The organism is Nocardia sp. NPDC004123, assembly GCF_053603795.1.
In genome coordinates this window covers 1-19508 of the sequence record NZ_JBSGGG010000037.1, presented here as the reverse complement: position 1 = coordinate 19508, position 19508 = coordinate 1, and the positions used below count along the sequence as shown (strand labels likewise).

The 19508-nt window shown below is 65.2% G+C and carries 17 protein-coding genes and 1 pseudogene; 8 read left to right on the top strand and 10 right to left on the bottom strand.

Annotated features, from left to right (window positions below; translation table 11 throughout):
- Window positions 1-125 precede the first annotated feature (125 nt).
- A complete protein-coding gene (locus tag ACWEQQ_RS39700) occupies window positions 126-3371 on the top strand; it encodes a protein kinase domain-containing protein (protein ID WP_452351799.1) in 3246 nt (1081 codons plus the stop codon).
- Between the two features lie 197 nt (window positions 3372-3568).
- Here ACWEQQ_RS39700 and ACWEQQ_RS39695 read toward each other — a convergent pair whose 3' ends face one another.
- From ACWEQQ_RS39695 to ACWEQQ_RS39685, 3 genes are read right to left on the bottom strand one after another with little or no spacing between them, the layout of a single operon-like run.
- Entirely contained in the window at window positions 3569-4999 is a 1431-nt protein-coding gene (locus ACWEQQ_RS39695; RefSeq protein ID WP_452351798.1) for a purine-cytosine permease family protein, read from the bottom strand.
- A gap of 58 nt (window positions 5000-5057) precedes the next feature.
- Entirely contained in the window at window positions 5058-5450 is a 393-nt protein-coding gene (locus tag ACWEQQ_RS39690) for a hypothetical protein (RefSeq protein ID WP_452351797.1), read from the bottom strand.
- A 10-nt stretch (window positions 5451-5460) separates the two neighbouring features.
- Complete coding sequence (locus ACWEQQ_RS39685; protein WP_452351796.1) at window positions 5461-7101, bottom strand: GMC family oxidoreductase; 1641 nt, start codon at window positions 7099-7101, stop codon at window positions 5461-5463.
- Window positions 7102-7584: 483 nt separating this feature from the next.
- Here ACWEQQ_RS39685 and ACWEQQ_RS39680 point away from each other — a divergent pair, with 483 nt between their 5' ends.
- Window positions 7585-7860 carry a trypco2 family protein gene (locus tag ACWEQQ_RS39680; protein ID WP_452342790.1) on the top strand — a complete coding sequence of 92 codons (276 nt, stop codon included), beginning with the start codon at window positions 7585-7587 and terminating at the stop codon, window positions 7858-7860.
- Between the two features lie 75 nt (window positions 7861-7935).
- Here ACWEQQ_RS39680 and ACWEQQ_RS39675 read toward each other — a convergent pair whose 3' ends face one another.
- The 3 genes from ACWEQQ_RS39675 to ACWEQQ_RS39665 form a co-directional block, all read right to left on the bottom strand.
- Window positions 7936-8418 carry a neutral/alkaline non-lysosomal ceramidase C-terminal domain-containing protein gene (locus tag ACWEQQ_RS39675; protein WP_452351863.1) on the bottom strand — a complete coding sequence of 161 codons (483 nt, stop codon included), beginning with the start codon at window positions 8416-8418 and terminating at the stop codon, window positions 7936-7938.
- Window positions 8419-8487: 69 nt separating this feature from the next.
- Entirely contained in the window at window positions 8488-9330 is an 843-nt protein-coding gene (locus ACWEQQ_RS39670) for a neutral/alkaline non-lysosomal ceramidase N-terminal domain-containing protein (RefSeq protein ID WP_452351795.1), read from the bottom strand.
- A gap of 19 nt (window positions 9331-9349) precedes the next feature.
- Complete coding sequence (locus ACWEQQ_RS39665) at window positions 9350-9772, bottom strand: nitroreductase family deazaflavin-dependent oxidoreductase (RefSeq protein ID WP_452351862.1); 423 nt, start codon at window positions 9770-9772, stop codon at window positions 9350-9352.
- A gap of 521 nt (window positions 9773-10293) precedes the next feature.
- Between ACWEQQ_RS39665 and ACWEQQ_RS39660 the strand changes: the two genes are divergently transcribed.
- The 4 genes and pseudogenes from ACWEQQ_RS39660 to ACWEQQ_RS39645 form a co-directional block, all read left to right on the top strand.
- Entirely contained in the window at window positions 10294-10560 is a 267-nt protein-coding gene (locus tag ACWEQQ_RS39660; RefSeq protein WP_452351794.1) for a hypothetical protein, read from the top strand.
- Between the two features lie 40 nt (window positions 10561-10600).
- A complete protein-coding gene (gene adhE / locus ACWEQQ_RS39655; RefSeq protein WP_452351793.1) occupies window positions 10601-13261 on the top strand; it encodes a bifunctional acetaldehyde-CoA/alcohol dehydrogenase in 2661 nt (886 codons plus the stop codon).
- Window positions 13248-13685 carry an SRPBCC family protein gene (locus ACWEQQ_RS39650; RefSeq protein WP_452351792.1) on the top strand — a complete coding sequence of 146 codons (438 nt, stop codon included), beginning with the start codon at window positions 13248-13250 and terminating at the stop codon, window positions 13683-13685. The genes adhE and ACWEQQ_RS39650 overlap by 14 nt, the downstream gene beginning before the upstream one ends.
- Before the next feature lie 19 nt (window positions 13686-13704).
- Window positions 13705-13884: pseudogene (locus ACWEQQ_RS39645) on the top strand (translation elongation factor Ts); the annotation flags it as partial.
- 80 nt (window positions 13885-13964) lie between these two features.
- Here ACWEQQ_RS39645 and ACWEQQ_RS39640 read toward each other — a convergent pair.
- Window positions 13965-14273 carry a hypothetical protein gene (locus ACWEQQ_RS39640; RefSeq protein WP_452342785.1) on the bottom strand — a complete coding sequence of 103 codons (309 nt, stop codon included), beginning with the start codon at window positions 14271-14273 and terminating at the stop codon, window positions 13965-13967.
- A 592-nt stretch (window positions 14274-14865) separates the two neighbouring features.
- Here ACWEQQ_RS39640 and ACWEQQ_RS39635 point away from each other — a divergent pair.
- The gene (locus ACWEQQ_RS39635) at window positions 14866-16329 is read left to right on the top strand and encodes a WS/DGAT/MGAT family O-acyltransferase (protein WP_452351791.1); all 1464 of its coding nucleotides are present in this window, start codon (window positions 14866-14868) and stop codon (window positions 16327-16329) included.
- A gap of 20 nt (window positions 16330-16349) precedes the next feature.
- Window positions 16350-17006, top strand: coding sequence for a TetR/AcrR family transcriptional regulator (locus ACWEQQ_RS39630; protein ID WP_452351790.1), 657 nt, complete (start codon window positions 16350-16352; stop codon window positions 17004-17006).
- 750 nt (window positions 17007-17756) lie between these two features.
- On the opposite strand, the gene ACWEQQ_RS39625 is transcribed toward ACWEQQ_RS39630, so the two are convergent.
- The 3 genes from ACWEQQ_RS39625 to ACWEQQ_RS39615 form a co-directional block, all read right to left on the bottom strand.
- On the bottom strand, window positions 17757-18167 hold the full coding sequence (locus tag ACWEQQ_RS39625; RefSeq protein WP_452351789.1) for a hypothetical protein: 411 nt from the start codon (window positions 18165-18167) through the stop codon (window positions 17757-17759).
- Between the two features lie 405 nt (window positions 18168-18572).
- Window positions 18573-18941: a hypothetical protein gene (locus ACWEQQ_RS39620; protein ID WP_452351788.1), complete on the bottom strand. Its 369-nt coding sequence runs from the start codon at window positions 18939-18941 to the stop codon at window positions 18573-18575.
- On the bottom strand, window positions 18938-19384 hold the full coding sequence (locus tag ACWEQQ_RS39615; protein WP_452351787.1) for a HoxN/HupN/NixA family nickel/cobalt transporter: 447 nt from the start codon (window positions 19382-19384) through the stop codon (window positions 18938-18940). The genes ACWEQQ_RS39620 and ACWEQQ_RS39615 overlap by 4 nt, the downstream gene beginning before the upstream one ends.
- Between the last annotated feature and the right edge of the window lie 124 nt (window positions 19385-19508).

The following is a 19508-nucleotide window of genomic DNA, read 5'->3' as shown; positions in this document are numbered from 1 at the left end:
AAGCGCCGGGTATTCATCTCACCGCTGCACACAACGCGCCTGAGCGCTCCAGGTGATCGGGTCCTCCCCAGCACAGCGGGCTAACATAGGAATTTCCGGGGGGGTGTGAATCGCAGGTGACCCACATGGTCGAGGACGACCCCCTCAGAACGCACCGGGATGTGGTGGCTCCGCCAGTCGCGGAGCTGAGTTCGGTGGGGTTCGAGGATGCCGAGGAGATCGGGCGGGGCGGGTTCGGCGTGGTCTACCGATGCACCCAGCGCGGGTTGGATCGCGTCGTCGCGGTGAAGGTGCTCACCGCTGAACCGGACGAGGAAAACAGAGCGCGATTTCTGCGGGAGCAACGCGCGATGGGGCGACTGACCGGCCATCCGAACATCGTCGGGGTCCTGCAGATCGGCGAGATCTCGTCTGGGAGACCATATTTGGTGATGCAGTGCCACGCGCGCGGATCCCTCGAGGACCGGATCCGCAGGGACGGTCCGCTTCCTGTGGACGAGGTGCTGCGGCTCGGGATCAAGGTGGCCGGGGCGCTCGAGACGGCGCACCGGCTCGGTATCGTACATCGTGACGTCAAACCGGCGAATATCCTGTTCACCGAATACGGGGAGCCGGCGTTGTGCGATTTCGGCATTGCCCGCATCGCCGGCGGATTCGAGACCGCGGCTGGAGCGGTCATGGCGTCGCCGGCTTTTGCTGCTCCCGAGGTTCTCGACGGCGATCCGCCCAGTCTGGCGTCGGACGTGTACGGACTGGGAAGCACGTTGTTCTGTGCCCTCACCGGACATGCCGCTTTCGAACGCCGGAGTGGGGAACAGGTCGTTGCGCAGTTTCTCCGGATCACCACCGACCCGGTGCCGGATCTGCGCACGGGCGGGATCCCCGACGACGTGTGCGCGGCAATCGAGACCGCGATGGACCGAGATCCATCGCAGCGCCCCTCCGCCATCGCACTCGGTAAGCAGCTGCAACGGATCCAGCGCGACCATGGTTACTCCGTCGAGGAGATGACCATCCGCGGCGAACCCGACAACGTGCAGGAAGTGCACGCACCGGCGCCGGGGCGGCAGCGTCGCAAGCGGGATACGGGTGCCCTTCCGTTGGAACTGACCAGCTTTGTCGGTCGGAGGGCACAACTATCCGAGGTCAAGAAGGCGCTGTCGGAATCGCGCCTGGTTACGCTGACCGGCATCGGTGGGGTCGGCAAGACGCGGCTGGCGGCGCGGGCGGCGAGCAAGTTGCGCGACAGTTACGCAGACGGGGTGAAACTGGTCGAGTTCGGCGACATTCACGAGCCAGAGTTGGTGGACGACATCGTGGCTACTTCCGTGGGCGTGCGGAACCTGGCCGGCAGACCGGCTAGGGAGGTATTGGTCGAGTTCCTGTCGACACGGAATCTTTTGCTGGTGCTCGACAACTGCGAGCACCTGGTGGAGGCGGTCGCTTACCTCGCGGAGTCGCTACTGCGTGGCTGCGTGGACCTGTCGATCTTGGCCACCAGCCGCGAGGTTCTCGGAATCGGCGGCGAATCCGTGTTCCCCGTGACGCCACTGAGCTTTCCGGATCCGTCCAGCGTGCCCACGCTGGGAGAAGCGTCCCGATACGATGCGGTGGAATTGTTCGTCGAACGAGCGGCGGCGGCGTTGCCCGGGTTCGAGCTGACTCGAGACAACCAGCTTGCCGTAGCCCGGATTTGTGCCCGGCTGGACGGGTTGCCATTGGCGATCGAGCTGGCCACGGCCCGGCTGCGCGTGCTGTCCGTCGATCAGATCCTCCGACGGCTCGACGACCGGTACACCCTGCTCACAGCCGGCAATCGCGATGTCCCGACTCGCCAGCAGACTCTGTGGTGGTGCATCGGCTGGAGTTACGACCTGTGCACACCACGCGAACAGCAGCTGTGGTCGCGACTGTCGATCTTCGCCCCCAGCTTCGAACTCGACGCAGCGGAAGCGGTGTGCGGCACCGCCACACCCGACCCCGACCTGCTCGACGCATTGTTCGCGTTGGTGGACAAGTCGATCCTGATCCGGGAGGAATTCGGTGGCGCGGTCCGGTTTCGGATGCTCGACACCGTGCAGAACTACGGCAGGAGAAAGCTCGAGGAGGCAGGTGAGGACTCGGAGATCGGTCGCCGGCATCGGGATTGGTACGAGCGGTTGGCGCTCGACTCGGAGGCCGAGTGGGTCAGTCCCCGCCAACTCGAGTGGGATTCTCGCCTGAAGCAAGAACTGCCGAATCTGCGCAAGGCAATGGAGTTCGACCTGTCCGAGGCCAGTGCCGGCGGAATGAGGATCGCAGCAGCTCTGTTTTCGTTCTGGTACATGGGTGGCCGAATCACCGAGGGCCGCAGCTGGCTCGACCGAACTCTGGCCCGCTCGGTCGTTGGACAAGGTCGAGATCGCGCCAAGGCGCTCTACTCGGCCGGGATGCTTGCCGCGAGTCAGGGCGACCTGGCCGCGGCGACAGCGCGGGTGGCAGAACTCGAGGGGCTGGCCACGCAGATGACAGGTCCGGAGATCGCCACTTGGGTGGCAGTTGCGGACGGTTTCACTGCGCTTGTCAGCGATGATCTCGGCCGTGCGGTCGCCCGCCTGGAAGAGGCCAGAGAACTGGTCACAGGCTGTAGTGATCCCGTATTGCGAATGGACACTTCCCTGTCGCTCGGATGGGCATACCAACTCAGCGGGGATCTCCGGCGTGCGGTCGCCTGTCACGAGCAGGCGCTGGCATTCGCGGACTCTCGCGGCGGAGAGACGTCCTTTCGCTCCTGGCTGTTGTGGGCGATGGGTACGGCTTTCTGGAGGCAGGGTGCGCTCGACCGAGCCACGGACCTGTTGAAGGAGAGCCTTCGTCGTGCTCGCTCGGTAGATGATCCGCTCATCGCCGCGACCAGTTTGGAAGCTCTCGCATGGATCGCTTCGGATCGCGACGATGTCCGCCGCGCCGCTGTGTTGATGGGTGCTGCTGGAGCACTGGGCCGGGCCGCAGGTAGCTCCGCCATCCTGTTCCCCAACCTGGCCACCCATCACGAAGCATGCGAGCGCCGCGCACAGGAGACTCTTGGAGCGCGAGAATTCGGAAAAGCCCAGAAGAAGGGCAGTGCGATGAGTTTCGCCGTGGCCGTTGCCTTCGGCCTCGGAGAAGACCTCCCATCGCCCGCCGACCGGGCGGCGTCGATCCTCACCAAACGTGAGCGGCAAATCGCCGAACTAGTAGCCGAAGGTCTCACCAACAACGCAATCGCCGGCCGATTGACGATCTCACGGCGCACCGCGGAGGGACACGTCGAGCACATCCTGACGAAGCTGGGTTTCACCTCGCGGGCTCAGATCGCGAGGTGGGTTGCAGCAGCCGCAGGACCACCCTGAGTTCACATGATCGATGTTCGGGCGCAGCGTCTCGTCGGCCGGCGACGCATTGACTTCCCACCCCGTATCCAGGGCTCGTGCGTTGTAGTTGATCAGCCGTGGAGGCGGCCGTCGAGGTTCATCCTGGACGGTTCCTGCTCGCGGGCGACCGGGGTCTGATCCGGAGAGGGACGCGGACGGTGAATCGCCCGAGTTCACTACTGCTGCACCGCCGAGGCGACAAGGGCGGCGGAACGATTCCTGCGGCGGGCAAGAGCTGTGGCTGTGAAGTAGTAGAGCGGTGAAACGACAGCCAATCCGACGATGAACGAGATGTCTATGTTGCCAAGCATTTTGGCGATCGGTCCGATGAAGGCGGTTCCGATGATCATGAACGGGAGTTGTACGGCGACACCGATGAGGTAGCAGCTGATCGCAGGCCAGTTGACCCGGCCGTAGCGACCGCCGTCGCGCTTGTAGAAGTCTTCGACGACATAGTCCCCATGCCGGACCAGGTAGTAGTCCACCAGATTCACGGCGGTCCACGGGACCAGCGAACCCAGCAGCAGAACCAGGAAGTTCTTGTAGGTGGCGACGAAGTCGCTGCCCCCGGTGAGCGCGATACTCGAGGCCAGCACGCACAGTCCGGTGGCGACCAGAGCACGTTCGCGGCCGCGTGGATTGAGACGCGGAAAGACCGTCTGCGCAATCGTGATCGTGCACAGCGTGCCGCAGTACAGGTTCATCGCGTTCGTAGCGGCGACTCCGATGCCGAAGACCACAACCACCACGACGCTGATCCCCGCGGTGGCCTGGGTCAGGGCGACAACCGGGTCGGTGTGAGGGAGCAGCAATCCGACGCCCGCCCCGAGGAACATCGGCAGGATCGAGCCGATGCTGGTGCCCAAGTAGCTCATCCAGAATGCCGGCCTCGAGCCCGTCTTTGCCGGCAGGTAGCGCGAATAGTCGGAAACGTATGGGGCATAGGCGATCTGCCACACCGCACACGCCCCGAAGGCGCTCAGGAAGCCGGCCGGCGTCGCGGTGCCCGTGCTGAAGAAGTGAGCGGGCACCGAGTGGACGATGAACGCCCACACGAACGCCATCAGCAGAACCAGCCCGGACGCCCACGTCATGATGCGCGCGTAGACATGGATCAGGGTGTAACCCCAGATGACCGCGCAGACACTGATCGCCGCGAGCACCACGATGCCGGCCTTGCCGCTCAGGAAGGGTATGGCCGACGCGAGGGACTGCCCGCCGAAGACCAGAATCGAGATGAAGAACCCGAGGTACATGCAGACGACGACTCCGACGATGAGAATCGATCCCAGCGAACCGAATTGGCCCTTGGTCTGCACCATCTGCGGAACACCCAGCCGCGGCCCCTGAGCCGAGTGCAGCGCCATGAAGATCGCACCGAAGAGATTTCCCGCGACGACCGCCAGCGCGGCCGACCAGGCGGGCTGCCCGAAGAGGGTCGTCGACAACGCCCCGGTGACGACCGCCAGGATCATGATGTTGGTTCCGAACCAGATCGTGAACATGTCCCGGTTGCGCCCGTGACGCTGGTCGGCCGGGATCGGTTGGATGGTGGCCGATTCGATGGTGGAGACAGATTCTTCACGCCCGCTGTGATTTTCACTCACTGGCGTTGCCTTTCGCAGGACCCGGGGCAGGTTGGGAGATGGTGGTCTCGGGGCTTGATCAGCGGATGACGAAGCCGCGCTCGACAACGTCGGCGAGCAGATCGACGTAGCAATCCATGTCATCGCGGACCGGACGCGGCGCCGCGGCATACGGCATGGCGGCCTTCACGGCGGGACTGAGGAAGTACGCCCCTGCCGTCAGCACCGTCAGCGCCTCGAACTGGTCGGGCCGGTGCGCGGCGAGCTCATCGAGAGCGGCTTCGGGATCCATGCTGGCGCACGAGGCGACGGCGGCGGCGAATGCCTCTGCGATATCAGGCCGGTAGCCGAGAACCTGGTCGAGCAACGCGTCGGGTACTCCGGCGGCGCTCGCCGAGGGCATGGAGCCGGACGCGGGAATCAATGTGTCGGCGAGAAGCGCGAAGGTGCGGCGCTGGTCGGAATCGAGCATCATGCTGTCCTTAGAACGCGGTCTGGATGCTGTGGCGGGTTCCGGCGAGATGCCGCATCGAGCGCAGAGCAATCGCCATGATGGTCGCGGTCGGGTTCACGCCCGTGGACGTGACGAAGACGCTGCCGTCGATGATGAACAGGTTGGGTACGTCGTGTGCCCGACCCCACTGATCGACGACGGAGGTGGCGGGGTCGGTGCCCATGGTGGCCGTGCCGAGCAGATGCCAGGCGCTGTGGCGTACCACTGGGATCGGGTGGACTTCGACAGCCCCGGCAGCCTGATGCGCCTCGATCGCCCGCTCCACGTTGAATTCGAGCATTCGCGCACAGTTCTCACCGATGGTGTAGCGGATTTTCGCGGCCGGGATCCCGTCGGAGTCTGTGACGTCCGGGGCGAGCACGACCGCGTTGTGCTCGTCGGGCAGGTCTTCGGTGGTGATCCCCCATTCGGTGTAGCGCCCGAACGTGCGCGCGAGGTGGCTGTGGAAGGCGGGTCCGAAACTCCCACGCCAGTCCTGGCCCCGCTCCCACAGGGTGTGGGCGAGCGGGCCACCGGTCGGCATCAGGTTCCACTTCGCTCCCCGCACGAAACCGCGGTCGGTGTCGGTCTCGTAGAACTGCATCGACTGCAGCGCCTGTCCTGCCGGGCCGAGCCAGGTTTCGAGCTCTTCGTCGTAGACGCCGAAAACCGAGGCGTACGGGTGTGTCATCAAACGCTTGCCCACCAGCCCGGAGGAGTTGGCGAGGCCGTTGGGGAAAAGCGACGAGGTCGAGTTCAGCAGCAGGCGCGGGGTGCCCACACCGTTCGCGGCCATCACGGTCACCCGGGCCGCCAGGTGCTGCAGGTTCCCGTCGCGGTCGATGTACTCGGCGCCGGTGACAAGGCCGCGGTCGTTCACGGTGAGCCGGCTGACCCGGGCACCGGTGATCAGCACCGCACCCAGCGCGATCGCGTCCCGCCAGTGTGTGAGGTCGGTGCTGGCCTTGGCTCCGGTCGGACATCCGGATTCACACGCGCCGTAGCGCAGACAGGCCGGGCGGTTCCTGAAGTTGCGCGACGCGATGGCATTCGGTGCCGGCCACCAGTGCCAGCCCAGCTTGTCCATCCCTTTGGCCGCGACGACACCGTACTTGCCGATCGGCAGCGGCGGCAGCGGAAAGGTGTGTGGATCCGGATAGGCGGGGTCGCCTTCGAGCCCGGACGCGCCGATCTGGTAGGTGACCTCGTCGTAGAACGGTCGCAGATCCTCATAGGTGAACGGCCAGTCCTCGGCCACACCGTCGAGTGTCTTGACCCGGAAGTCCGACGGCATCGCGCGAACCCAGTGCCCGGAGAACATGATCGTGCTGCCGCCGACCCCATTGAACATCAGCGGTTCGACCGGGCTCTCGGTGGCATCGACCGGGTAGTCGGCCGGGTTCTGACGCACATTCGGGCTGGAGTTCCACTGCTTCAGACGGGTGAGCTCCCACGACGGTTTGTCACCGGTGAAGTCGTCGGGCAGGTTCCAGTCTCCTTGCTCCAGACACACGACCTCGAGGCCGCTACCGGCCAACTCGAGTGCTGCCACCCCGCCAGATGCTCCGGCGCCCACGATGAGGACGTCGACTCCTCCGGCGGTGTCGTAGTCGACGTGCTCTGTGGTCATCGGCTGTGCTCCGGGGAGGCTCGAGCCGGCCGAAGCCGCTCGCGCCCATGGGTCCTTCCCCGAATCGGGGAGTCACGAGCAATGATGCGTGGGTCACACCTCGCCCGCCAGCATCGATCCGCAACAAACCGGCGAACCTGTGTTGTGTAAACGCACAAGAAGCTGAAATGCGCACATAACGCGACCCGAAGAAGTCCACGACCAGGTCCGCGTTGCGATTCCAGGTGTGGGCCGTCGGGGACCTAGTGCGTCTTGTTAGTGGCCGTCGATTCCTGGAAGTCGACGAGTGCTTCTCCGTGCGCCAGCGCCCACTCGGTCAGCGCGGGACGCGTCGTCGATCTGCTACTGGACGGGATAGGGGGTAGTGGGGCAACCGACCGGGATCCGGCGCGTCTCGAGGCACGTCGGGGCAACGGTCCAATATTCTTGCGTTCGACCCTGGAACTGGCTCGAGAAGAACCGTCAAGCGAGAGGCAGCACGGCATGACCATTCCAGCCGATGGCGCGATCGAACTTTCGGACATGATCCGCTATCTCAAGTCCGAGCTGACCGCGGCCCAAGCGGACTCGGGTGACGGATTCAAGCTGGCGCTCGACGAATGCGCCATCGAGCTGAACATCGCCGTGAAAGACGAAGGCAAGGCGGGCATCAAGGCCTACGTCGTCACTATCGGCGGCGGGATCTCCTCAGCGCAGACGCACAAGGTCCACGCGAAGTTCAAGCCCGCCATCCAGGGCGATTTGGAGGATTACCTGTGAGGCCGGCGGCGGATGGTTCGCCGCCGGGACTGGGTTTGGGATTCGGTTATGAATTGCCACGCGGTCCGGACCGGCTCAGGTGATGCCGAAGTCGGGTGAAAGCGCGGTGAAGGGGGTGGTGGCGCCGCTGAGATCTCGGCTGTCGCCGTTGTATTGGATTCTGTAGCGGCCGGGTGCGGTGGTGTCGGGGATGGTCCAGCGGATGGTGACGATCGAGGCGGCGGGTTGGCCGTCGGGACGGGACCAGTGCAGTTCCGTGCACCAGTCGTTGTCGTCGAAGACCCGGGACCAGGAGTCGCCCTGTGCCTGTTGGATCTCGAAATAGGTCGCGCCGGTGTGGAAGTCGTTGTTGGGGTGAGCTCCCGCGAAAACTACTTCGGCGGTCTGCCCGGAGGCATAGGACGGTTGCGGCGCGGTGAGGATATCGCCGAAACGGTGGCCCGCCACCGGGACGTCCGGCGGGAGCGGCGGGAGGAGTGACGGCTGGATTCCGGCGGTCCAGTCCAGTGGGGCGGGGCCGCGGCCCAGTGCTACGCGGGCGGCCAGCGCCTTGGCCAGTGCGTCGAATTCCTGTATGTAGGCCGACAGGGTCCAGCGGCCGTAGAGTGTCTCGCCGCCCTCGTATTGCTAGGAGACGTACTCCTCGGGGGTGGTGACGTATCCGCTGTAGCCGTTGGCGTAGCCCTGCAGCAGCACGTTGTCGACGGGGACACCCAGCGCCCGCGCCACGATACGCCGGATGCGCAAACCCGACACGACCGTGAATTCCGCTGGGCCGCAGGCCAGGACCAGCTCGCCCAGGCGCATGATCTGGATGGCAAGGATCTGCGGGTTCCACGGCCGGGGACCCAGGATGCCGAGTGGGACTCCGATCAGCTTGGGGGCCTGCGCATCCCGCGCCCACTGTTCGATCGGCGCGTCGACGCCGCCGAGCACCTCCACGAGCGGGTTCTTCTGCCCCTCGTAGAGGAACGAGAGCTGACTGCGCCAGTTGTCCTCCGAACTGGTGGCCATGGCCGAGGCGCCCATCATGGCCGGTGTGGTGCGGGCGGGCCGCCCGTCGGGGGTATAGACACCGTCGATATCGGTGGCGGAGAGGTCGATGTAGCGCAGGACGGCGTCGACCCCGCCGGTGGCCATGGGCACCGCGGCGTCGAAAGCCGCACGCCCGGCCAGGAATTGGCGTTCGCCGATCATCGCGCAGTTGACGCGATTGTCGTCGGTGGGGCCGTTGGGGTGGAATTTGCCCAGGCCGAGGTGGGGGGTCATGTCCCCTGCGTTGGTTTGGGCGAAGGCCGCGAGAAAGCCCGGCTGCCCGTCGTAGTAGCGGACGCCCATCTCGTCGTGCTCCCAGCGATCGCCGGCGGTCGTTGGTTCCAGGTAGGTGATCGACGCACCGGCCGGGTGATCATGAGCTCGTCGCCGCGGCGCATGCGCTCGAAGATGCCCTTCTCCCACTCGGGGCGCCACGCGAGCTTGCTGGAGGCCTTTATGAGTCGCCGTCGGCGCGTTGCACGCAGACGAACCGGCCGATGCCGAATCGACGGAACTGGCGCCGGCGCCGGGCCGACAGCTGCTGCGCAGCCGCAGCGGCGTCGACAATCTCGGGTGAACCGACGGCGTAGACGCGGCCACGGTACTGGATCGTTGCAGTGCCGGAGTACTGCAGATTACGCAGCCAGTCCACATGGGTCCCGTAGGGAAGCGGGATGAGGAACCCCTCGGCGACCGGTTCGGCGACGACCGGAGTGGCATAGGGCTTCCCGGTCCGTCGGCCGGTGTGCCGGATCACCGACGCATACCAGTGCCTGCGGCCGGCCAGCCGCATCATGACCGGATTGGTCACGTACTTGTTGAACACGCGCACTGCATCACGCGCCGATGCCGCCCAAGGTGCCGGTGTGTCGGCCATACCGTCAGTTTCGCGCAGCGCAGGTCCGCAGCCCAGAGCCGATCGCCCCCGAGGGCAAGGCAGTTTGGACGTTTGAACATGATGGCCGCGGTCGCCGAATTCGAACACGCCCTGATCCTCGAGCGCCAGCGCGAGGGCATCGCCACGGCCAAGACCCGAGTGCGATAGCGGCCGAACCAGGCGGGCGAGGGCCCGGAACGGGGCGGGCCGGCGTGGGGCTGCCGCCGCCCTGGGTGGTGGGCACGACCGCTTCCCCCGCAGGCAGGACCAAGATGGCTTGCAGTGCAAGACATCTCGACTGCAGCGAATATCGCAGGTTCGAATACTTCCCATCCGCCACTCGCGGTGCCCTCGCGTTGGAGACCCGTGGTGCAACGGCCCGGACGCTGCGGAGACGGCGTCCGGGCCGAGCTGCCCCGGCACTGCATGCGCTGCCCAGCGCAACTGCTGAGTCGCGGCCCTGGGATCGATACTTACGCTGGTCCTGGGCGTCTCGCGCACCACCTTGGCCACTGGCCGTCATGGGAACGCCGCAGCCGAGGGATCGCCAGCAGTTCCAGCGGCCATCCTGGGCTACCGCCGCGATGCCGTGGATCGGCTTCGGCCTGTACTTGCCAATGTGGGCGACAGCACATCGCCCAGCGAGGCCCGCACGGCCGGGCGATGCCGCGATGATGGCGCCGATCATCGAGGCCAGCCCGATCACCACCCTGGTTCCCGAACAGGGCCTATGGCAGGGCACAAAGACCTCGGTCACCGCCGGCCGGCGCGAGTACCGTCACCGATAAGTGCCTTCGAAACCGAGAATCTCCGATTCGAGAAGGTGTCATGACCGACATCCAGACCGGTACCGAAGCGCGGGCCGTCGATCGCAGCAGCGACACAGCCACTGCCGACACCGCTGCGGCCGATCGCAGCCCGGCCCGGTTCGCCCAGGTGGACGCAATGGTCGACACGGCGAGTGCCGCGGCGAAGGCGTTTCGCGAACTCGATCAACAACAGGTCGATGCGATTGTCGAGGCAATGGCCCGCGCCGGGATCAGGGCGGCGGCCGAACTGGCGCGGGTGGCTATCGAGGAGACCGGTTTCGGCGTGTTCGAGGACAAGGTCGTCAAGAACTACGTTGCCACCGAGTTCCTCTACGACTATCTGCGCGACAAGAAATCCGTGGGCGTTATCGAGGACGACGTCGAGCGCAGCATCGTTCGCATCGCCGATCCGATCGGAGTGGTGTTGGCGATCACCCCGGTCACCAATCCGACGTCCACCGTGCTGTACAAGGCGATCGTGGCCGCCAAGACGCGCAACGCGATCCTCTTCCGGCCGTCGCCCGTCGCCGTGCGGTCGTGTGAACGCACGGTCGAGATCCTTCGGCGAGCCGGGGAGGCGGTGGGTTTACCCGCAGGCGCGTTGCAGGTGATTCCCGACGCCGCCCATGAGGTGACCCACTATCTGTTCGGGCATCCGGGGGTCGACTTCATCTGGGTGACCGGTGGTCGGAAGATCGTCGCCCTGGCCAACGCGGCCGGAAAGCCCGCGCTGTGTGTCGGTCCCGGCAACGCGCCCATCTACCTGCATCGTACGGCCGACATCAAGGCCGCTGTCGTCGATATTTTGATCTCGAAGACTTTCGACGCATCGGTGATCTGCCCTGCCGAGCAGACCTGCATCGTCGACGATGCGATCTATGACGCCACCGTCGCCGAATTCGAGCGGATGGGCGCGCACCTGCTCACCGAGGAGCAGTCCGATGCCCTCGCGGAATTCGCGTTCGGCTGCGGCGACACGGCCAAACTCGAGGCTCTCGGCCGCCAGGCACCCGACCTGGCCGACCGGGCCGGATTCGCCGTGGACCGGTCGGTCAAGATTCTCCTCGCGCCGCTGCCGGCCGAGCTCGACCGGCTCGACACACATCCGCTCGTGCGCGAGAAGCTGATGCCGGTCCTCGGGCTGGTGCGCGCCCGCGATGTCCAGCACGCCATCGATGCCGCGGTCCTCGTCACCGAGCACGGGGGCCTCGGGCACACCTCCGCGATCTACGCCAACGACAAGGCTGTCGTCGACGCCTACAGCCTGGCCGTGCGCACCGGGCGGATCCTGGTCAACGCGCCCACGGCGGTCGGGGCCCTCGGCGGGATCTACAACAACCTCACCCCGACCTTCTCCCTCGGCTGCGGCACGTGGGGCGGTTCGAGCACCACGGAGAACGTCAACTACACGCAGTTGCTCAACATCAAGACGGTCTCGTATCGGCGCAGTCCGCCCCAGTGGTTCCGGGTCCCGTCGAACACGTTCTTCAATGCGGGGGCGCTCGAGAACCTGCTGGATGTCGAGTGCGACAGCGTCGTCATCATCACCGACGCGCTGAGCGAACAGCGCGGCGTGGTGGACGAATTCCGCGGCAAACTGCGCGCGCGGCACATCAAGATTTTCGGCGAGGTCGAGCCGGAGCCGGGCGAGGCCACCGTCCGGCGCGGCGTCGAGTTGCTCGAGGCATACCAGCCCGACGTGCTCATCGCCGTGGGCGGCGGATCGGTGATCGACGCGGCCAAGGCGATCCGCCTGTTCTACGAGCACCCTGAGAAGGATCTGTCCGAACTCACGCTGCCTTTCCTCGATCCGCGCAAGCGCATGGCCGACTACCCGCAGGATCCACATACGGTGCGACTGGTGGCGGTGCCGACCACCGCGGGCACCGGTTCGGAGGTCTCTCCCGCGGCGGTGCTGACCTTGGAAGACCGTAAGGAAACATTGGTCGACTATTCCCTGGTGCCCGATATGGCGATCGTGGATCCGCTGCTCACCGTCTCGATGCCGCGGACTCTGACCGCCGACACCGGTATAGACGCCCTCACCCACGCCCTCGAGGCCCTGACTTCGGTCTTCGCCTCGCCCTATACCGATGCGTTCTGTGTGCAGGCGGCGCGGCTGATCTTCGAGGCGCTTCCCCGAGCCTGCGACGATCCCCGGGATCTGCTCGCCCGCACAGATATGGCCAATGCCGCCACGCTGGCCGGCCTGGCGTTCTCCAATGCCTTTGTCGGCACCAATCATGCTCTCGCACACGCTGTCGGCGCCCGGTTCGGCATCGCCCACGGCCGCGCGAACGGCGTCTTCCTGCCGCACACCCTGCGCTACAACGCCGACCTGCCGACGAAGTTCATGCCCGCTCCCGGCTACTCGGCCTATGTCGCCCCCGAGAAGTACGCCGAACTCGGGCGGATCGTCTTCGGCGGGCACGAACCCGGAGAAAGCCGCCGTCGGCTCTTCCAGGGTGTGCAAGACCTGCTCGACCGGCTCGAAATGCCGCGCACACTTCGGGACATCGGTATTCCCGAGGACGAATTCCTCGCGGCCCTACCGGAATTGGCGATGATCGCATTCCAGGACCTGAGCAATCGCACCAATCCGCGAATGCCGCTGCTCAGTGAGATCACCACCCTGCTTCGACTCGGTTACTACGGAAACGGTGACCATGCCGACCGATAGCGCCACCAGGACCGTGCGGGTCCAGGCCCCGCGGGCGACCGTGCTCGCGACGATCCGCGACCTGAACAGCCAGCCGGAATGGATCCCCGAGATCCGCCGAGCAGAGGTACTCGAGGTCGATGAGCGGACCGGATTGCCGGTGACCGCCCGGTTCACGGCATCCGCGCCGGTCGGCACCGACAGCTACACCCTCAGATACCGTCACCGCGACGACGGCATGAGTTGGTCGATGGTGCAGGGGCGGTTGCAGACCGGTCAGGAAGGCCGTTATCAGCTCGACGAAATCACTCCGGACACCACCTCCGTCACCTATCAGCTGACCATTCGTCACAACCTGCCGCTGCCCGGCTTCATCCGCAGCAGAGTCATCAAAGGATTGGTGGACAGCACGCTGACCGGTTTGCAGAAGAGGGTCGAATCCTGACCAGTTCCGGCGGCCGGGGCGCGAAGAGGGCAAGCCGGAGGGCGCGCTGCCGAAGATCGTCGAGGGTCGCCTCAATGGCTTCTACAAGGTCGTCGTCCTACTGGAGCGGCCGCCGGTCACCGACCCCAAGAAGACCGTCAAACAGCAGCTGGAGGCGCCCGGTGTCACCGTGACCCGCTTCGAGGTCGGCCGGGCATGATCGCCTGAAGCATCGAAAAGGCCCTTTGCTCATCGGATTCCGATGAGCAAAGGGCGTTACTCGTGTTGCGGGGGCAGGTGCTATCCGATCCCGTTGCAGGTGGCGGACAGGGTGCAGGGTCGCGCACCGCCGAGCAGGACGTTGAGGAGGTCGGCGGGCGCGGCGAGCAGCGGACCGGCGAGGTTCGGCAGTCCGGCCTGGGAGCTGCCTTGACCGGCGGCGACGGCGCTACCGGTCGGAATGGGACCGGTGGTCGCGCCCCAGATCGGATCCGCGGTGGCGGGTGTGAGAGGTATGTCGGCTGCGGCCGGCCCCGCGACGGCGACAAGGCCCGCCGTGAGGGCGAGAGCGGCGAATCCCGCTCGGACCGTGCGGTTCTTGGTGTTCACGCGCCGAAGATACGTGAAACAGATTCTTTTGGAACGGGATTGAGCGCCCCCTGTTCCTCGGGCAGAGCTTCCCGGGGCCCTGTCGAGACAGGATGCCTGCTCGCCCACCAGCTCGGCGCCGACGGCGTCGTCTTCGAATCCAACTACGGGCGGCCACATGGCGCGCGCCCTTATCACCGAGGCATGGGAAGCACTACAACGCACCGGAGATGGAGCCAAAGTCTGGCATATGCGCGGCCGCAGGCTACTCGGAGCCATCCACATTCGAGTGCCGTCAGGCTAGCCGCAGTGCGTTTCCACGGAGCCCTGGTTCCGACTACTCGCCGGTAGCCGAACGATGGCCGCAGTCCGCGTACGACCTTGCGGACCAGAATTCTTGGACGTGTGATCAGTGTTTACTGTTCGCACACAATTAACGAGATGTAACGGTCGGTCAAGACCGTGACGTGTCAGCTGACACTACACTCGCATTCACCCCTCCAGTTCGAGGGTTTCACCGTTCGAGCGTGTCAGCGCCGGCACGGTGTCGCGCTCCGTGCCGCGATGCACGGAAGTCATCAGACGTCCGGGATCGACGCTGTGAGCTGTCGGCATGCACCTGCCGGCGGCCGCGTCCGGTACCGACACGACCCGGGAGGACTCCGTGGGCCACCAGCACACCCCTGCCGCCATCTCGACCGCACGCGCCATCGGCCCTGTGAGACAGCTCGATTCGCTCGATCTGCACCTGCTCGATACCGAAACTTCCACTACGCCACTGCATATCGGCGCGATTACGCTGCTCGACTCCGCATCAGCGCCGAACGGACCGCTCGATTCCGAAGCACTGCGACAGCTTTTCGCAGAGCGGCTGCCCCTCGTCGCGCCGCTACGGCGCCGGGTGCGCACGGTCCCGTTCGGATTGGACCTGCCCTACTGGGAGGACTGTGCGGAGATCGACCTGAAATACCACGTCCGCGATATCCGACTGCCCGACGGCGCGGATGATCGCGAACTCGCCGACTACGTCGCGCGCCGCCACGGTCAGCCGCTCGACAGGTCGCGTCCGCTGTGGGAATGCCACCTCGTGTCCGGACTCTCGGGCGGGCGGCAGGCCGTCTACACGAAGGTGCACCACGCCGTGATCGACGGCGTCTCCGCCGCCGAGATCATGGCCGCCATAATGGATATCTGCGAAACACCCTCCGCCACACCGCCGTCCACTCCGGACCTACGGCGCGGCCGGACACCGTCAACCGTCGAAATGCTCGCCCGCAGCCTCCCGAACGCGCTCACCCGACCCGCAACCCGATTCCGCGCCGCCCTGCGCGCCGTGCCGACGCTGCTGCGTTCCGCCGATGATCTACACACCAAACACCCCGACGTACCGTTCAACGGCCCCCTCACCAGCGCCCGCAGCGTCGCCTACACATCACTACCCCTCGACGCGGTGAAAACCATCAAGAACAGCGTCGACGGGACGGTCAACGATGTCGTGATGGCCCTGTGCACCACCGCATTGCGGAGCTGGATGCACGACCGGGGCTTCGCCACCGACCGACCGCTGCTGGCCGCCATTCCCGTATCGGTGCGCACGCCCGAGCAATTCGGCACCGCGGGAAACCAGTTCTCACTCATGCTCACCACATTGCCGATCTCCGAGACCGACCCTCGCCATCGAGTGAAACTCTTGCGCGACAACCTGCTCGTCGCCAAACAACGATTCCACACCCAGTCATCGCACCTGCTGCACGAAGTCACCACACTGGCAACACCACTGCTGCACGGCATGCCCACCCGAGTCGTGATGCGGGCGGCTGCGTCCACTCTGCCCCTGGTCAACCTGCTCGTCTCCAACGTGCCCGGGCCACAGATACCGTTGTACCTCGCGGGAATTCGCGTGCTCTCGAGCCACCCCGTCTCAGTGCTCACCGAGCTGTCAGGCTGCCTGAACATCACCGTCATGTCCTACGACGGACACCTCGACTTCGGAATCCTCGCCTGCCCCGACACCGTTCCCGACGTCTGGCAAATCGCCCGCAACCTCGAGGACACACTGACCGAACTCCAGGCCTGACCGACCAAACGGAGCAGGAAATGACCGCCGAACCCATCGAATACGAACCGACAATACTATCCCGGCAGTCCGGCAAATTCGTCGTCCGTGCCAGACGTGCGCTGCGGCGACGGCGCACCTTGACAGCAGCGACCGAGGTCTTCGTCGCACGCGGCTTTCACGCGGCCACGATGGATGAGATCGCGCATCGCGCCGGCTGGAGCAAACCGATTCTGTACAAGGAATTCTCGGGAAAGCTGGAGCTCTATCTGGCGGTGTTGGAGCACCATATCGACGCATTGACCGACGGGGTGCAGCGGGCACTGCACTCGACCACCGCGAATCGGGACCGGGTCCGCGCCGCGATCCAAGCTTACTTCGACTTCGTCGACCATGAAACGCAAGGGTTTCGACTGGTCTTCGATTCCAACGTACCGAGCGAGCCCTCGATACGATGGCGAATCGGACGCGCAACAGACGACTGCGTAACAGCCGTCTCCACTGCCGTGGCGCACGATTCCGGATTGAGCCCGAACCGATCTCGCATGCTCGCCGCCGGGCTGGTCGGCGCCAGCCAATTCGCCGCACAGTACTGGCTCGACACCGGCCGTGCCGTCCCGAAGGCCGACGCCATCGCCGCGGTGATCACCCTGTGCTGGGGCGGATTGTCGTCCGTACCACTGCAATCGACCGCATGACCCCATACCTGCAAAACGCTATGCCGCGGGCACGACGAACTCGCCGCGCGAGCACGCACCCACGCGCCGCAGAAACCGAAAAGCCGCACCCCATAACCACTCTGGACACAACCATGTCCGAATCAAAACAAGCGCACTACTACCAGCGAAGACCGTTACATCACGCAGTGATGCTGGAGTACTAGCACGACAGTTGTATTCTGTTGTGCTGTATTCGTTTTTCGCTGACAGCGGAGACTTCTGACACGTGATGAATCCGGCGAAGCCCAACGGTCTTCATACGAGGTGGTCAGGATGGCGGCCATCGAGGCAGGCCGCCAATCTGCGGCCCAGCCAGGCCAAATCGTAATCATCGCCGGTTTTGTTGCAGCGCACGACCAACCAGTACGTCGATCCTCGCGCTGTGAGATGGCGGATCAGCGGATTCGAGTCTTCCGCGAGTTTCGCGTGGAAGCCGACCTCCGGCGGTGGACGTGTCGGCATGGCGGCATCCTAAAGCGACCGGCCGACAGCAATATTGAGGGCGATCGACCCACGGCTACCCCTGAACCGAGGCCAGCACCGGCAGCACCAAAACCAGCGTCCAGACCACAGGACACCCGGCTACCGCAGCAACCTATCTCGACGTGGCATTATTTGTTCACAGACCCTCAATCCGCCAGGTGTCGGTTCGAACCCGACCGGGGGCGATCACAGGTTTCATTGAGGACGGCACGGTTGTCGAAAGTCGATGCGGTCCAGGACATGCCTTTACCGGGGAAGCGGTTCGGTCTCGGGTTTGCCGTTGCCGGAGTCGAGGGTCATCTGGGTGAAGATGCCATTGACCGGGGTCGTCAGCTCGACCGTCACTGGCATCGACTCTTTTTGTCCTTCAGCGCAACTCGGCGTGCAAGTGTTGCGGTGTTCGGTACCGGTGCCGCGGGCGGAGCTGTCGGTCCAGCTGCTCCAGGTGATATCGGAGACGGAATGGTTGCCGTCGGCGCACGTGATGATGATGGCCGACGGGCGGGTCTGTGGTTGCGAGTGGCAGTCCTTCACCTCGGCAGGATTCGCCGGTGTGGGGGTGACGCTCGACGGAGCGGAATTGCTGTTGCTGTTCGACGAGCATCCGGCCATCAGGGCCGCCGTGGCCACCACCACGGCAATGCAGAGCACACGCATAGGTTCCTCCTCAATCGTCGAGAGCACTCGGGCGAGTGGCGTCAGCGCAATCTAGCTCGGTGTTCGCCAGATGGTGGGGAACGTCGCCGTCGCCGTGCCACGCCCGGATTCACCGATCAACGGCGTCGCCATTCACCGATGTAGCCATCCAGTACGAGCGGCGATAGTCGATCTCCGGCCTTGGGCCCGCGGGTAGCCGCCGACACTCGGCGGTGGCGGTCGGCGGTACGGGCTGGGACCCGCTCGGTTCAGGGCTCGCTGCGCCGGACTGCGGCCCGTGCGGACCCCACGGGCCGATGCGTGGGGGGGCCGTTGGAGGCGGGCGTGGTACATGGGTTGGACCAACGTCCTGCCCCAGATTGATCTCACGCCCCCCGAACACCTACATGATGACGCCACGCGACGCTACCCATTGGGCGTCGACGCACGCGCCAGGAACCGCACACGGGACACGGTCGCTGCCACGCCGGCGCCACCAACGACGATCGCGATCAACCCCCACTCGGGGATCACTCCGAGAACCTTCAACACCACCCCACAAACCACGATGGGGACATAGACGAGCAACATCAGGCCGAGTACTTGTCGCCTCCAGCCCCGCCGCTGTGGCAATCTCCCTAGCGTGGCATCGAAGACGTTGACGTGACCCAACCGGGACCGCCCTCCCGACCGGACCCGAGCGACCGAGACCGCGATCCAGACCATCAGCCAAAAGACCACCGTGATGGCAATCCCTAATAGCGGTCCGCCTGCGTAATCCCAAAACGTGTTCAAGCCTGCACTCCTCGCTGTCGAAACACCGAGCCCATCCAGGCGGCCGCTGCCCACGCTGCCGCATCCCCTTCTTGACCCGACGCTAGAAGATCCCGCGCGCCCGCACCCGCTGACGCGCCGACACGCTGGTTCGCCGATCGAACAGGACCCTGCATGGACACAGAGGTCGTCATCGACCCAGGAACGACCCGATGGCACCCGCACCGCCGAGCACGGATAATCCGAAAATTTGATCCGAACAAGACGACACAACCGAACACAACAAACATTTCGGATCGCAGGATGCCGACGAGTTCGATGGTGCCGATCAGGAACGCGACCGCAGTCGACAAGCCGGTGATGGTGAGGTTGTAGTACACCTTGCGCACCGGTTCGGAGAACGCCCAGTGGTCGGGGGTTGACGGGAAAGTACTAAGCGCGCATACTAATTGCATGACGTTCATCGCTGAAGCCTCCGCCACCTCGACCGCCGCCCCCGCCGCCTTCTTCACCAAGTGGGCCGACATGGCCACCTGGCCCGAGTGGAACCAGGACACCGAGTGGGTCACCCTCGACGGCCCCTTCCAG